Genomic DNA, 14,886 nt, shown 5'->3' with positions numbered 1-14,886 from the left:
ATTTTTCCAAGAACAGCCATCACAACGGCATCTTTGCTTCCTCGCTTCGATTGAAACACCTCAGCATGGGATGCGATTTTTAGGGGCAAGCTCAAAGTGATTCGCTCAGAGCTTCCCTAGAAGTCGAATTCACGGTTCGGACCTTGGGCCACATCGCCCCAGATCCTGTTGGGTAGCTCATGACGACTGAAGAAAACCAAGTGGTACAGCGGCCGATTTCCTTCGTCGCGCACCAGCGGCATGCGTCGGCTGATCGAAAATCCAAGGCCGCGCACCAGATCGCACCAGTAGTCAAAGAACGCCTCGTCTGCATCACCACGTACAAATGCAATCGGGTCGATATGATCCCGCCATCCAGGTGCTGCCGCATCGAAGCGCGCCCGCTCCGAGTTGTATTCCATCAGCACGTTTCGCCGCAGATCCATGGTGCTGAAATGAACCGCAAAATCAACAAACTTCAGCCGTGCCAGTTTCTCGATCACGCTGAACGACAGGTACTGGAGGTTGTAGGGATCGAGGTACGCAAGGCACAGAGCGCCCTTCGGAATCATTCCAAACACTTGATCCACCGTGGACTCGGCTGCCCCCAGCAAAGCTGTGGCCGGCGCACCCATTGCCTGCAACCGCTCCGCGCAGGCCGATGCTCGTGACGCGTCCAGGTCACCAACGAAACATGATGTGAAGGCCACTTTGTCGCGCAGCGAGTGCTGCCATGCGACCTGTGCGCCACCAGGACGGGTCATCGTTTCGCCTTTGACCTGAATGCGTCCAGGCCCACAGAACAGATCGACATAGACGCGCTGCTTGAACTTCTCGCGCGCTCTCCGTGTGCCTTCCACATACTTGGCCAGGAAGGTGTGCTTCATCTCTGGAACCCACCTGCCAACACCCTCGCCGGCCCGCCCGAATTCCACCGGCAGATGGGGCAAAGGGTCATCGTTGTGCGCGAGGGAAAAACTCACTGCCCACCTCTTTGCGGAGTGCGGAATAGAGCGCCCTGCCGGTTTCGTTCGATCCAATCCGTATCCCGCATGTATCGCGCAAGCCGCCGAACCGCCCCATCCTCCGATCGAATGACGATGTCCTTCTCACCGGACAACCGCTCAAGCGCGTCCTTGTACATGAGCGAGGTGCCCGGGGACGTATTGCAGGTCGAGGCATAAAGCTCGCCGATCTGCACCGGCTGTCCTCGCCCAAAAATATTCTCCGCGAGGTGCTGGGGCAACACATCGGCAGACAGGCTCTGCGCCACATCGTCGAACACGAATCCCCCTTCGAACTCCTGGCGGAACCCCATCATGTGGGTCGCAAGCATGTCAAGGCCCGCACCACCGTAGTGGATGGAATGGTTCTGGTGCTCCCAGTGCACCTGCTTCATCACATCCTGCGCACGCGGATGCCGCGAAAGATGGACAAGCCAGTACTCGCCTTGACCGCTCCCTTCTCCACGAATGAAGAACGGCGTGAAGTACTCAGCTCCACAATCTTTCACCAAGGCATGGTACAGAGCGGCTTGAATGAAGCGCCGCCAATCCGTCGAGTTCTCTTCCTTGATTTGCTCGATCGTTTTACCTCCCAACGCCGCACGGATGTCAATGGCCAGCTTTCCAGAAACCTTGTCCGTGAACTCATCGTTGGTGTAGGTGGCAAAAGCCGAGACATGGAACGTCAGGACCACCTCGCTCTTCGGTGATTCAGCAAATATCTTTTGAATCAGCGGCGCCGGCACATCGCTGTAACCATACTGATCCAGAAAGAAAAGCGCCGTGTGTGCTCGGGGGGTGTGAGCCTCAATCAACCGAAACACGGCTGGCGACGCCGAGACAAAGTCGTCATGAATGACGTGAATGGATTGGCCAACTTGTGCACCGTATCCTCTGTCATGCAAGACTTGCTTCAGGTGCGACAGTGCCTGAGCATCCTTGTCGATGAAGATGTACCGCACATCCAGATCGATGGGTTTCGTTCTCTGGGCGTTGACGCGGAGACTGGCCTCCCGGACGGCATCCAGCATACGCAGCGGCGAGCCAAGGATTTCCGTACCCAGCCCTTTGAGCGTGTAGAGACCGCCCCCGCAAAATCCATCAACCAACGTGATGCGGAGTCGCTCACGCCCGCGGGCATTGAGCGTTCGCTGCTCGAAGTACCGAATCAGGTAGCCAACCAGCACCTCATGCTTCGTCACACTGTGCGGATCGATCTCTGCCGGTCCGTTCCTCCAATCGTAGTGACTCTTTGCCAAGTGCAAGCCTTTCTGCGGTACTGAAGTCGATCGACACTACACCGTGTTTCCCGTGCTCGGAAACTGATCCCAATGCCGGCCGCCCAAAGAGCGGCCAGCCTTGCCTTTCCCGACAGCGGCGAGTTTGATCTCTGAACCATCACGCCTGACGATGTGAATCGGGGTCCGGCCCGTCACGGCGTCGGCGGCTTGCTCGATGGGCGCCCAGTGGCCCCATTGCTTGAAATGGAAGGCGACGCCGGCCGCATTGCATTGTTTGCGCAGATCTTCAGGCCATTGCGGATCCATGGGACGCGACCCTGGCCCCGACTCGCCGCCAGCGATAACCCAATCCACACGCGTGCCGCCCTCCCGTGCCTTCAACCACTGGCGCAAATCCAGGGGCCCGAGCAGAGGCTCACAGGACAGGAACCGGACTGCCGGCGTCTCGAACTCCAGAAGGTACTTCAGCCGTTTGCCTGCGGCATCCTGGTTTTCGACGGTCGCACCAAGCCAAACGTTGGAAGGCAGTTCATAGCCCTTTGGCAGTTGCTTGCGCACCAGGTGGATTCGCTTAGTCAGGAGCAGCCAATCAAGATGGGGCGTTGCCGCGATAAGGTCCAGAAGGCGAAGCCGATGCGGAACCAGATCCTTGCGGTTCTCGAATACATCCGCCATGGACGCACAAAACACGCGCCGTCTGGTCTTGCTCTCCCTGGCCTCCCGGTCCCACTTCAGGGGCTCCTTCCAATGGGCATCGCCGAAAAAGCGTCGCTCAGACTTTGCGCCCCAAACGTCTTCCCCCAGGCGCTTCGCCCAGGTTTCGGCATAGCAATGGTCACACGCATCGGACACGCGCACGCAACCCCACCATGGATTGAAGGTGTGGTGCGTCCACTCGATACGGGTGTCTTTTCCCATTGTTCACTCTCTTAATGCATCGTAACAATGCACTGGTTTTTTGTACAGCAGCGACATGCAGACATGGGAAGGCACCGAATTCGGAAATCGCCGCATCAAGCCCTCGCCCTCTCACATGACGTCGATGTGTTGATGGATTCTGTCCAGCAGCACCTCGAAGTCAGGCTGCCCCTGGTAGTACAGCGCGGCTGTCTTGCGATATTCCTGCGCGAATCGCTGACGCTGATCGGCGTCGGCCAGCAAAAAAGCAGGATTGCGGGCAATGGCTTGGTCATCGCCGGTTCGGAACCGCTGCGCCTTGCGCTCCTGGTAGGCCGGCGTCCTCATGAAGGCCTGGACCTCATCCAACTCCAGTAGGCAGTACACGTCGTAGTAATGCCTCAGGAAGTTGCCTGGGAACGCCTGGGCTTCATCGAGTCGGCGGTACTTGGTGGAGATCGTCTGCAGTTTCTCGACGAAGGTGTGCGTGGGCGCATAGCACGGCACGGCCACCGCGCGGTTGTCCCCCGCCGCGACCCCGCGCTCCATGGCTACATCCAGCGCCCACGACGAGATCGTGACGGGCCGGTTCGGGGCGGTGTCATCGAATCCGAGTTCCAGCAGGATGCCGTCCTTGACGCCAGCAAGCGCCGGGACACGCGGTGCGTAGATCAAGCGGATGCCTGCGCTGCGCATCTTGTCGTCGTCGAACTGCATGTCGCGCTCAACACTGTCGATGCCCGGAATTCGAATCCTTGCTGCCAGCGCGTCGTAGTACGCCCGCCGTGATTCGACATGCGCCGGCTTGTCCTGGTTGCGCCCCGTCTTCACGTCCATGCCAGCGGGAGGTTCAATGCGGATGTCGATGTCTTCGGAGAAGCGGTGGATGACACCGAACCCCTTCGACAAGGACGTACCGCCCTTCAACTCGAACTGAAAGCCCTGCGCCTGAAGGCCCCACAGGCAATGCATGATCCAGTAGTCCTTCTCGACCAGCACGGGATCGACGCCGCGCTCGTCTGCAACCACCGACAGCAACTGATCGAAGTCTCGTCGTTCGTGTAGGAACTCAGCCATCCACCCACTCCCGCAGACGCTTGCGCGTGGCCACGCTGCCAAAGCTGTCAGCCGCGCGTTGCAGACGGGCGGGATCAAATGAAGGCAGTTTGCTGCGCGCCTGCCGCAAGACCGCATCACGGTCCTCAGCCAGTTCGTCCAGGTTGTTCAGCAGATCCACGTACAGGAACTCCGGCGTCAGCTTCCTGGGAAAGCGCGGCTTCATCCTGAAGTCGAACTGCCGATTGCCGAGCTTGAAGACGCCGTGGCGCTTGTGGTTGTAGACCAGCGTGCGGTTGTAGAGCTGGGTCGTACCCAGACCCACGGCGTTGTAAGCCGAGGGAGAGAACACCAGGAAATCTTTGTCGCGCAGGAACCCGCCCACCACTTGCTCATCGGCCGGCGGCAGTGGACCAAAGCTGGACTGCTTCGGAGCGTGGTACAGACCTTGGGCCAGCTTCTTCAGCTTTCCGGTAGCCACCAGTTCACGCAGATGCCGATCCACTGCCGTGGACAAGCCTGCAAGATCCTCCCTCCGGTAAACGCGCCCGGCTTGCAACTCGCCAGCAAGGTGTGCAGCCCCGCCTCGCAAGGAGACAACAGGAGATTGAGCAACGGCAGGCATGGCTAGTTTCTCATTGAAATTTCATGCATTTTACCGCTTTTCCACGCTCCACAGACATCGGGGGCAGCCCAGGCGCAGCTCGGACACCTATGCCACCGTGATTCGGCCATCGATCCAGACGCTTACCGGTTGACTTCGGATCGCCAGCGCCACAGATCTTGTGGCATTGCAGCCATACTGGAAATTCCCCTGCTTGCATTGCGTAAGCCCTCCCGGCCCAGCCGGGCGTCGCAGTCGTCACCTGCCTGAGAAAGGACAACCGCCCTTTCGCTTCATATCCCCCTGGGAACACTGCTCCCGTGGGGAGGGTGTTCCCGCTTTTTCTGGAGATCACCCATATGTCTCATCGCCATGCCCCCGCATGTCCCCTCTGCCCAGGTGAAGGTGCGCTACTCGGCGCGCTGGGCTTGCGTACCTGGTTCCGCTGCCGCCAGTGCGGCATGGACTTCAGCCGCACCCGCCGTCCGAGGCGCCCCGCCCCTGCTGCAGCGACTGCGTCACTGGAACGGCCAGCATGAGCCGCCACCTCCTGCACCTGATCCATCAGGGCCGCAAGCTCACCGTGGTGGCCGGCTACGACCGGCCTCTGCGTGAGCTGTATTTGCACGTGATCCACGACAACGATGCGGATCCCCATCAGGAGGAAGCGTTCGTCTACGACAGTCTGGGCGACCCTGGCCTGGATTGGACGGACATCAACACCGTGGCCGACAAACTGGCGAGCCTGGGCATCGAGCCTCCCGCCAGCCTGATCGAAGGCATCTTCCTGGATCAATGCTTCAACGTCGGCAACCGACTGGTCGAACACCACTTCGACCGGCCTTCGGTCGTTCTGCACGCGGGCTGAATACCCAACCCCGCGTACCGAGTCCGTCGACAGGCCGCCACCTGTCCATCCTCACCAGCGGTTGCCTGGTTTTCGTCAGCATCCTGGTGTGCGACCCGGCATGGCCGAGGTCGGCGCCTGCGCATCCCTGACCATTGGCGCAGTGACGGCGCTGCGGCGCCTGTTCGTCACCACGGTGCGGGCCCAGCCGCAACGGCTGGTCGCCCGAAGCATCGGGTGGATGCCACGGCATCTGCTTTTCCAATCCAACCCGGCGGGGCTCGCTCCGCTGGGGGGCGGGTTCTGCCCCAACCCTCAAGGAACCCGCCATGAACGTGACCCTGAATGCCGAGCAACGGCTGTACGTCATCCCCTGCGGCGATGGCTACACCTGCCTGGGCTTCGACAACGCGCGCAGCCATGCCGACCAAATCGCCGCCCGGCTGCAACGGCCTGACCTGGCCTTCGCGTCCAGCGACCACGGCTCGCTGGACGGCTACGCCAAGTACCAGGCCGCCATCGCCGCCTGGGGCCGTTCACAGCTGACACTGCAGACCTACTTCGACCCGGGCACCGATCCCAAGGCGGCCCGGGCGCTGGAGATCTGTCGCCGCGATGGCTGCAAGGTGCGGCTGGTGCAGGGCGACACCGCTACCGGCCGCTGCTGGCTGGACGAGCACGATGTGGTCGGCCGGATCGGCCGTTCTGGCGGCATGACGAAAGTGCCGTTGCTGATCGCGGCCGGCGCCGATGGTGGTGGCACGGCCATCTTGACGAATTGCCTACTGCGCCTGATCGACTGGGGATCGGGCCGCGACCTCTACCGGCACCCGGCCTATCGCACGCCCGACCTTACGATCCGCAAGGATCGTGACAAAACCGACCGGCCCTGGCAGCTGTTGCTTGACGGAACCGTCGTGGCCTGCTTTGCGGATATCGGCAAGGCGGGCGGCTACCTTGCCTTCATGTGCGGCGAGACCGTCGAGCCCCGTGTTTTCCAGTGAAGCCTGAACCGCAGGCCGCACGGCGGACCCGAGAGTCCCATCTTGGGCTTCGCTGTGCGCGTCAGCGGCGACTATGCGCTCGCGCGATCCAGGTGCCGGGCGAACAGCTTTTCGAAGAAGTCCACGATGAGCTGTCTCGAACGTGGCCCCACCGCGTAACGCCCATCAACGCGCTCAACATCCGCAAACTCGGCGGCTCCGAAACGATAGACCTCGTAGCCCTGCAGGCGCAGGCGGCGGTCTTCCGCAGCCATCTCTGCATACCGCGCCGGCGACGCCACCTCTCCATTGGCGAAATGGTGCTTGCCATCCACCTCGACCACGACACGGACGCCATGCACCAGAAGGAGCAGAAAGTCCATGCGCTGCCTCGCGAGAACGCAGCCGGCGCCACGCTCCGACGCCGTCCTGGGGTCGTAGTGCAGGTAGACCTGAGGAATCAGCGCCGGCAGCTTGTCGCCCATGCTTCGCGCGAAGTGAGCGTAGTAGGCCTCAAAGATAGCCACTTCGCCCGGCGACTGGGCGGCGTGAACCGCGGCGCGCAGCCTCACGAAAAGGCTCTTCCTGGCGTCCGCCACCTCCTCGTGCCGTTCCCGGTCGCGCCACCAGTCGACCAGAGCGTCCCAGCGAAGGCCGCCATCGGACAGCACACGGTCGTAGATCAAGGCGTCGGAATCGTTGGCGATGGCAACGTCGTTGTTGATCGCGTCAGAAAAATACAGGTCCGGCTTGCAGTTGATCGCGGCAAAGATCAGGTTCTTCGGCGCGCCGGCCACCCCACTGGCCGCGCGGCGCACACCGTACTGCGGATGCCGCGAGACCTCGCCGATGACGACAAGCACGAAGCCGTCGGCCACCAGCAGCTGGTTCAACGCTTGAACGAGGCGTTCCTGCTCCGGCCCGCGGCGGCAGACAGGATCGACAACCTTTTCCAGCATGTCGACAAAACGCTGCTGCGAGCATGTCAGTGCGCCACACAGCTCCAGCAGTTCGGCATTGTTCAGATCGTTGTCTTCAACATAGTGCCGCTGGATGTCGTCTCGCAGCGTGGCCGCGAACTTGGTCGAGTACTGAGCGGGCTTTTCGAGGTCCGGACACAGCACCGCGACGCCGTCCCAGACTGGCAGGTTGCCGAACAATTCTCCCGCTGAGACCAACTCCGCAAGTACGGCGCGACGGGTGAAATCCGTGATGCGGTGATCGGCATGCGTCGTCAGCTCACTCACGTAGTCCGCCAGGTCCGCAGCTCCGAACTCCTCCACCACGCGCTGCGCCAGCGCGAACAGCTCTGGCCCTTTGAATATTGTGATGCGGCTGCGCACGTATTTGCGCTTGCTGTTCATCGCCTCGGCCGAATCGCCGTCGCGCAGGCCCAGGGCAATGCAGGCGGCGGGCAGCGCGGGCGCGCTCACGGCGCCCCACAAGGCTTCGGCGATCGCGTCGCGCAATGTCTCGAGGGTGGTGGTCGGTGTAGTTGTGCCATCGTCGATCGGCTTCCTAGCGCGGCGAGTTCCGGCGAATGACCAACTCGACCAATGCGAACAACCGGAGGTACAGGTAGTCCACATGGTCGACATCGATCACCGGTGTCTGGTTGCGCTCATGGTGGCGCAACAGATGGCCGTTGCCGATCTGCGTGAGTTCCCGCGCTTCCTTCTCAAGAACCTCGCGGAACGCGGGCTCGGAAGCGCACCTGTCCAGGATCAGCTGAACCGACTTGGCCTTGTTGGCATCGGCCAGGGACTTGATGCGCTCCCAGGCATCGAACAGCCGCTCAAGCGCTTCACGCCGAATCAGGGGATCCGGGTCTGAGAACTTCGTCCGGCTCTCCTCCAGCATCACGTCCAGTGTCCGATCCCCGGTCCGGAAGTAGGTCCGCACCAGAGCCTCCCCGAGCACGGCCGGCAACAAACGCCGCATCCCACCGTCCTCTCCCAGTTCATAGGCCATGCCATTGCGAGCCAGGATCCGGTTCACGTCCGAACGGAATGCCGAACGCCCAGCCTCGATGTCGAACGTGAGGTGGTGGTGTCGGTGATAGTCGTGATGCCAGCCAACGACAGGCAGCGCCACCTTGCGCCAAACGAACTCCACGAAGTCCAGCGCCACCAAGGTCGGCGGCGCCCACGGTTCGCGGGTGCGGATGAAGCTTTTCTCATCGATTTGGTCGGTCGGCAGTGGCCATGTCAAGCCGTGGAGTTCAGCTTCGATGGCGCTTTTCAGATCGGATATCTCATTGCCGCAGATGGCCTGCCCATCGGGGCAACGCTCTGGATAGCTCGCCCCAAAGGCCCCGCTATTGGCCAATGAAGCCGCGAGCGCCGCGATACCAGCCCAGGTCACAGGGCCCATCTCCTGCTCGACCCTGGCTTTGGGACCCAGTTCGCGGTCGCTGAAGTAGTCACTCATAGAACATCCTTGGTCATCAGCGTCTGCGACCCGCCTTTTCCAGCGGATATCGATGTCGAATCTCGACGCCATTGACATGGTATCGCCCCGCATTTCACGGTTGACTCCCGGGATGGGACGTACAGCGCCACGGGGTTTCTTCCCGGTGGGCTGCCGCTTGCGCAGGCGCCGCTCCAGGAACTCGCGGCCGGAGCCCGCCGCGCCACACACTGCTCCTCGCATCCTGGCTCCGGCCAACGCACGCCCCACGGGCGTTCCCGAGTCCGCTCGGGCGTCGCGGTCGATACCCGCCTCCACGCCACGGCAGCCCTGAGCTGTCCCTTCATCACGCACTTTGCGCCATGCGCCCGCACTGCGGGCGCATGGCTCCGTGCATTTGTTCATCCCATCCGGGGAGCTCGCCTCCCCCATGGGGTCGGTGCGTTCCCCGCCTTCCTTCGGAGAACCACCGATGGCACGCACCACCGCGCCTTCCCTATGGCTGCCGGGCTTCGACCCCGACGAACCTGCGCTTCCCGATCTGCCCCCCGAGGCGGATCTGTTTGCCGAACACCTTGCGCCCGACGCGTCCCAAGCCACCGCTGACACCAGCGCGGCCGGCGTGCTTGCTGGGACCGAAACCGACGCCGAAGTGCACAGCGAGCGCCCCAGCTCGCCCACGCGTGCAAGCTGGCGCGTCGTCATCGGTGCGAAGCGCGATGAGCCGCGACCTCTCTGGCCGCCATTGCGCCGTGAGCACCTGAGCGGTCTGAACGGCGCCGTCACCAAGTTCGAAGCCAACCTCGCCGCCGCACGCGCACTGCAGGGCATCGAATTGGCGCCTCGCACCCCGGACGCCACCGAGCGCGGCCAGCTGCTGCGCTTCACAGGTTGGGGCGGCCTGCCCGCTGCCTTCAACCTCGAAGGCACTGATCCGTCCTGGCGCGGCCGCGCCGAGGAGCTCCAGGCCCTGCTGCCCACCGACGACTACGCGTCGGCCCGGGCCTCGGTCAACAACAGCCACTACACCGAGGTCCATGTGATCGAGGCCATGTGGCAGGCCGTGGAGCGTTTCGGCTTCACCGGCGGGCGCGTGCTCGAGCCCGCGGCCGGCGTCGGCCACTTCCTGGGCGTGATGCCCCGCGCGCTCGCCGAGCGCAGCGCGGTCACCGCCATCGAGATCGACCGGCTCTCCGGCCGGCTGCTACAGGCGCTGTACGCGCCGCACGGCGCCGACGTGCGCATCGCGCCGTTCGAGAAGGTGGCGCTGCCCGAGAACTGGTTCGACCTGGTGATCGGCAACGTGCCCTTCGGCAACTTTCCCGCCGCCGATGCGGGCCCCAAGCCCTATGCGCGGTTCCGGATCCACAACTACTTCTTCGGCCGCGCGCTGGACCTGGTCCGCCCCGGCGGGCTGGTGTGCTTCATCACCAGCACCGGCACGATGGAGGCCCGCGACGACGCCGTGCGCGAGTACGTGGCGTCGCAGGCCGAGCTGCTGGGCGCGATCCGGCTGCCCCGGGGCGCCTTCGACGGCCTCGCCTCGACCGACGTGCAGACGGACATGCTGTTCCTGCGCAAGCGCCACCCCGGCGAGGCCGTGAGCGGTGCCTGGATGGAACGCGTGCTGGTTCCGGATGGGCTGCGCCACCCGCGCTGCCCGCACAAATACCTGCAGATCAACGCCTGGTACGCCAGGAACCCCGCGTTCTGCATCGGCCAGGTCACGCAGGAGAGCAACGGCTACGAGGAAGTGCCTACCGTGGTGTTCGAGGGCGACCTCGAGCCGGCGCTGGCCGAGCGCATCGCGCTGCTGCCCAGCGGCGTGTATACCCCGGCCAAGCCGGTGGTGCTCGCGTCCGTGCGCGCCGCCGTGCCGGCCGAACCCGGCGCGCGGCCCGGGAGCTTTCGCGTCCACCATGGGCGCGTGCACCGGGTCGAAGGCGCCGAGCTGGTCGACCTGCATGACAGCCTGAATGCCACCCAGCGCGCCCGCATCGCGGGCATGTGCGCGATCCGGGACCATGCCCGGGCGCTGCTCGATGCGCAGCTGGCGCAGGACGGCGACGAAGGGCTGGCGCAGCTGCGGGCGATGCTCAATGGCACCTACGACCGCTATGTGTCGCGCCACGGTTGCCTGAGCACCCGGGCCAACGCGCTGGCCTTCCGGCGCGACCCGGACTACCCGCTGCTGCTGTCGCTGGAGCACTACGACGAAGAGTCGGACACCGCTCGCAAGGCGGCGCTGTTCACCCAGCGCACGCTGCGCAGGGTGTCTGCCCCGACTGCGGTCGCCGAGCCCACCGAGGCGCTGGCGGCATCGGTGCAGTGGCGTGGCCAGGTCGATCCCGGCTACATGGCCCGGCTGCTGTCGGCGCCCGAGGACGAAGTGCTTGCTGCCCTTTCCGACGCGGGACAGATCTTCCTGGATCCGTCCGACGGCGCCTGGAAGACTGCGGACGACTACCTGTCGGGCAACGTCAAGGCCAGGCTCAAGCAGGCGGCCCTCTCGGGCCCTGCCCTACGCCGCAACGTGGAAGCGCTGGAGCGCGTGCAGCCCGAGGACCTGCCGCCCGCTTCCATCGAGCCGCGCCTGGGCGCGGTCTGGATACCGGCGGGCGACGTCGAGGCCTTCATCCATGAAATGCTGGAGCTCAAGGACTGCAAGGTGTCGTACTCGGCCGAGGCCGGGGCCTGGTCGGTGACCTACCCCGAATGGAGCGCGCGGCACAACGTCAAGGTGACCCAGGAATGGGGCACGGCGCGGATGAACGCCATCGAGCTGGTGCAGGCCGCGCTGAATGTGCAGGTGCCGACGGTGCGCGACCGTGATCCGGCCACGGACCGCTACCACGTCAATCCGGCGGAAACGCTGGCGGCGCGGGAGAAGTTCGGGGCGCTCAAGGACCGCTTCGCGGCATGGGCCTTCGAGGACAGCGAGCGCCGCGAACAGCTGTGCCGGGTCTACAACGACCTGTTCAACGCCACGCGGCCGCGGCACTTCGATGGCTCGCACCTGAAGCTGCCGGGGTTCTCGCAGTGCTTCGAGCTGCATCCGCACCAGCGGGATTCCGTCTGGCGCGCCGTGCAGACCGGCAACGTGGGCCTGTTCCATGTGGTCGGCGCGGGCAAGACCGCGGTGTGTGTGATCGCCAGCATGGAGATGCGCCGCCTGGGCTTCCTGTCCAAGCCCTGCCACGTGGTGCCCAACCACATGCTGGCCCAGTACACGGCCGAGTTCGTGCGCCTGTACCCGCAGGCCTCGGTGCTCATGGCCGGGAAGGAGGATCTGGAAGGCGACCGCCGGCGCGAGCTGGTGTCGCGCATCGCCACAGGCGACTGGGACGCGGTGGTCATCACGCACTCGAGCTTCGAGCGCATCCGGATGTCGCCGCAATTCACCGAGGACTACATCGCGGAGGTCATCCATGAAATAGAGATGGCGGTGCGCGCCGAGAAAAGCGGTGACCGGAGCAACCGAATCATCAAGCAGCTCGAGGCGCAGAAGAAAAGCTGGAAGGCACGGCTGGAGCGGCTGGCCGCCGACCGGAAGAAGGACGATCTGCTGACCTGGGAGCAGTTGGGGATCGACGGCCTGTTCGTCGACGAAGCGCACCTCTTCAAGAACCTCTATAGGTTCACGAAGATGACGCGGGTCGCGGGTCTGCCGCTCTCGAATTCGGAGCGTGCGTTCGATCTGTACTTGAAGACCCGCTACACGATGAAGCTGCATGGCAACGCGCAGCGCGGCGTGGTTTTCGCGACGGCAACGCCGGTGGCCAACACCATGGCCGAGATCCACACCATGCAGCGCTACCTGCAGCCCCGGCGGCTGGAGGAGCTGGGCCTGCAGCAGTTCGACGCCTGGGCTGCGACCTTTGGGGAGTCGGTGACGGCGCTGGAGATCGCGCCGGACGGCAGCGGCTACCGCATGCACACGCGCTTTGCGCGCTTCATCAATGTGCCGGAGCTGATGGCTGTCTTCGGGGAGGTCGCGGACATCCGCACCGCCGAGATGCTGAACCTGCCGGTGCCGAGGCTCCGCGGCGGCAAGACGCGCACGGTGGCCTGCCCTGCCAGCACGGCGCTCAAGGCCTATGTGCAGACGCTGGTGGCGCGGGCCGAGGCGATCCGCAACGGCCACGTCGACCCTACCGAGGACAACATGCTCGCGGTCACGAACGACGGCCGGGCGGCGGCGCTGGATTTCCGGCTGGTGGCGCCTGCGGCGCGGTTCAATCCGGAGGGCAAGGTTGGAGCCTGCGCCCGCGAGGTGTTGGCGATCTGGCAGCGTACGGCGGACTTCCGCGGCGCGCAGCTGGTGTTCTGCGATCTGTCCAGCCCCAAGGGCGGCAAGGCCTTCAGCGTCTACGAGGACCTGCGCCAGCGCCTGGTGGATGCCGGGATTCCCGAGCGGGAGATCGCATTCATCTACCATGCGGAGACCGACGCGCAGAAGGCCACGCTGTTCAAGGCGGTCCGCGAGGGCCGCGTGCGCGTGCTGCTGGGATCGACCGGCAAGATGGGCGTGGGCACCAACGTGCAGACGCGCCTGGTGGCGCTGCACCACCTCGATGCGCCGTGGCGCCCCTGTGACGTCGAGCAGCGCGAGGGGCGGATCCTGCGCCAGGGTAACGAATGCGAGGAGGTCGAGATCTTCCGCTACGTGACCGAGCAGAGCTTCGACGCCTACATGTGGCAGACGCTGGAGACCAAGGCCCGCTTCATCGCGCAGGTCATGCGCGGCGACAAGGGCCTGCGGGCGATCGAGGATGTGGAGCTGGCCACGCTGAGCTACGCGGAGGTCAAGGCGCTCGCCTCGGGCAACCCGATGGTGATCGAGAAGGCCGGCGTGGACGCGGAGGTGGCCAAGCTCTCCGCCCTGTTCTCGGTCTGGCGCAACCAGCGCTGGGCCAATGAGAGCGAGGTGGGACGGCTGCCCATGCTGATCGAGTCGCTGGAGCAGAAGCTGATGCTGCAGGTGGATGATGTGGCCCAGGCGGAGCCTCAGACCATGGCGCAGATCGCCGTGGAGCTGGGAGGCCGGCGGATTGCCGGGCCGGATGCCATGGGCGACGCCCTGCGCGAGCTCGTCAAAACCTCGCGCGCCGCGATCCACGGCAGAGCCCTGCTGTCGGGCCAGATCCTGGGCCGCTTCGGCGGCTTCGAGCTGGGCCTGCAGGCCATCGGCACCGAGGCTGTCCCGGCGTTCTTCCTCGCGGGGCGCTGCCGCTACGACGCCGAGCCCTACCAGACCGGGCCCGGACTGGTGTCCGCGCTGCTGGCGGCGCTGGCCTCGGTCGGCGAGCAGCAGTCCAGGACGGGCGAACAGCTCGCCCTGCGGCGCAAGCGGCTGGAAGACCTCCAGCTGGAGCTGGCCCGGCCGTTCGAGCATGAGGTGCGGCTGACCACCCTGCTGGTGCGCCAGCGCGAGCTGCTCAAACAGCTCGACCTCGACAAGGACGAGGCCGGCAATGCCAGCCTGGACGGCGAAGCGATGCGCCAGGCTGCCTGAGTTCACGCCCTGCTACCGAAAGGTGGCGGGGCATTTTTTCTTGCGCGATGAAATCGGACGGCGCCGAATTGCATGGCGTTTCACTCCCTGGAGATGCGCGGAATGCCCCTTGCAAGCCCATCGCGACATGCGCATGGACTTCATGGCCCAGGTCTTCGCGCTGGACACGCTCTGCGGCTCACTTCTACAGGTCACCGCGTGGGGGAAGGCGCCACTGCCCTAAAAGTACTTGAACCGGCTACATAAGGCTACAGGTTTAGGAGCTGTCGTACTGAGCTCTTGTAGACGAATAGGTGTGCCAGTTCGACCTCGATAGGCTGGCCGATCTGTGGCATGCAATATGGGAAGTTT

General features: G+C 64.2%; 10 protein-coding genes. 3 read left to right on the top strand and 7 right to left on the bottom strand.

The annotated features are described in order from the left end of the window. Positions 1 to 116: 116 nt before the first annotated feature. The 5 genes from AC1Q5S_RS01790 to AC1Q5S_RS01770 all read right to left on the bottom strand — a co-directional run bounded on the left by AC1Q5S_RS01790 (position 117) and on the right by AC1Q5S_RS01770 (position 4,694). Complete coding sequence (locus AC1Q5S_RS01790) at positions 117 to 962, bottom strand: three-Cys-motif partner protein TcmP (RefSeq protein WP_060986644.1); 846 nt, start codon at positions 960 to 962, stop codon at positions 117 to 119. Next, positions 959 to 2,242: a three-Cys-motif partner protein TcmP gene (locus AC1Q5S_RS01785; RefSeq protein ID WP_066788249.1), complete on the bottom strand. Its 1,284-nt coding sequence runs from the start codon at positions 2,240 to 2,242 to the stop codon at positions 959 to 961. Before AC1Q5S_RS01785 ends, AC1Q5S_RS01790 begins: the two co-directional genes overlap by 4 nt. 36 nt (positions 2,243 to 2,278) lie before the next feature. Beyond that, the gene (locus AC1Q5S_RS01780) at positions 2,279 to 3,142 is read right to left on the bottom strand and encodes a DUF5131 family protein (RefSeq protein WP_013722621.1); all 864 of its coding nucleotides are present in this window, start codon (positions 3,140 to 3,142) and stop codon (positions 2,279 to 2,281) included. Between the two features lie 111 nt (positions 3,143 to 3,253). Next, positions 3,254 to 4,198 carry a nucleotidyl transferase AbiEii/AbiGii toxin family protein gene (locus tag AC1Q5S_RS01775; protein WP_060986645.1) on the bottom strand — a complete coding sequence of 315 codons (945 nt, stop codon included), beginning with the start codon at positions 4,196 to 4,198 and terminating at the stop codon, positions 3,254 to 3,256. Next, positions 4,191 to 4,694: a hypothetical protein gene (locus tag AC1Q5S_RS01770; protein WP_431512813.1), complete on the bottom strand. Its 504-nt coding sequence runs from the start codon at positions 4,692 to 4,694 to the stop codon at positions 4,191 to 4,193. Before AC1Q5S_RS01770 ends, AC1Q5S_RS01775 begins: the two co-directional genes overlap by 8 nt. A 622-nt stretch (positions 4,695 to 5,316) precedes the next feature. Between AC1Q5S_RS01770 and AC1Q5S_RS01765 the strand changes: the two genes are divergently transcribed. Both AC1Q5S_RS01765 and AC1Q5S_RS01760 read left to right on the top strand, forming a co-directional pair. Then, positions 5,317 to 5,649 carry a hypothetical protein gene (locus AC1Q5S_RS01765; protein ID WP_060986647.1) on the top strand — a complete coding sequence of 111 codons (333 nt, stop codon included), beginning with the start codon at positions 5,317 to 5,319 and terminating at the stop codon, positions 5,647 to 5,649. A gap of 308 nt (positions 5,650 to 5,957) precedes the next feature. After that, positions 5,958 to 6,632 carry a hypothetical protein gene (locus tag AC1Q5S_RS01760; protein ID WP_060986648.1) on the top strand — a complete coding sequence of 225 codons (675 nt, stop codon included), beginning with the start codon at positions 5,958 to 5,960 and terminating at the stop codon, positions 6,630 to 6,632. Positions 6,633 to 6,703: 71 nt separating this feature from the next. Here the strand turns inward: AC1Q5S_RS01760 and AC1Q5S_RS01755 are convergent, their stop codons facing one another. Together AC1Q5S_RS01755 and AC1Q5S_RS01750 are read right to left on the bottom strand one after the other, a co-directional pair. Next, positions 6,704 to 8,080, bottom strand: coding sequence for an AbiJ-related protein (locus tag AC1Q5S_RS01755; protein ID WP_296335981.1), 1,377 nt, complete (start codon positions 8,078 to 8,080; stop codon positions 6,704 to 6,706). A 49-nt stretch (positions 8,081 to 8,129) separates the two neighbouring features. Continuing rightward, the gene (locus AC1Q5S_RS01750) at positions 8,130 to 9,041 is read right to left on the bottom strand and encodes an AbiJ-NTD4 domain-containing protein (RefSeq protein ID WP_060986651.1); all 912 of its coding nucleotides are present in this window, start codon (positions 9,039 to 9,041) and stop codon (positions 8,130 to 8,132) included. A gap of 601 nt (positions 9,042 to 9,642) precedes the next feature. On the opposite strand from AC1Q5S_RS01750, the gene AC1Q5S_RS01745 reads away from it, so the two are divergent. Beyond that, complete coding sequence (locus AC1Q5S_RS01745) at positions 9,643 to 14,535, top strand: helicase-like domain-containing protein (protein ID WP_492238232.1); 4,893 nt, start codon at positions 9,643 to 9,645, stop codon at positions 14,533 to 14,535. Positions 14,536 to 14,886 lie beyond the last annotated feature (351 nt).

The organism is Acidovorax sp. GW835-FHT14B10, assembly GCF_058793725.1.
This window is presented reverse-complemented; position numbering and strand designations above follow the sequence as displayed.

Bases quoted from the DNA above. Each gene is read 5' to 3' on its own strand.
- AC1Q5S_RS01780 (WP_013722621.1), bottom strand. From the start codon at position 3,142: ATGGGAAAAGACACCCGTATCGAGTGGACGCACCACACCTTCAATCCA.
- AC1Q5S_RS01760 (WP_060986648.1), top strand. From the start codon at position 5,958: ATGAACGTGACCCTGAATGCCGAGCAACGGCTGTACGTCATCCCCTGC.
- AC1Q5S_RS01775 (WP_060986645.1), bottom strand. From the start codon at position 4,198: ATGGCTGAGTTCCTACACGAACGACGAGACTTCGATCAGTTGCTGTCG.
- AC1Q5S_RS01750 (WP_060986651.1), bottom strand. From the start codon at position 9,041: ATGAGTGACTACTTCAGCGACCGCGAACTGGGTCCCAAAGCCAGGGTC.
- AC1Q5S_RS01765 (WP_060986647.1), top strand. From the start codon at position 5,317: ATGAGCCGCCACCTCCTGCACCTGATCCATCAGGGCCGCAAGCTCACC.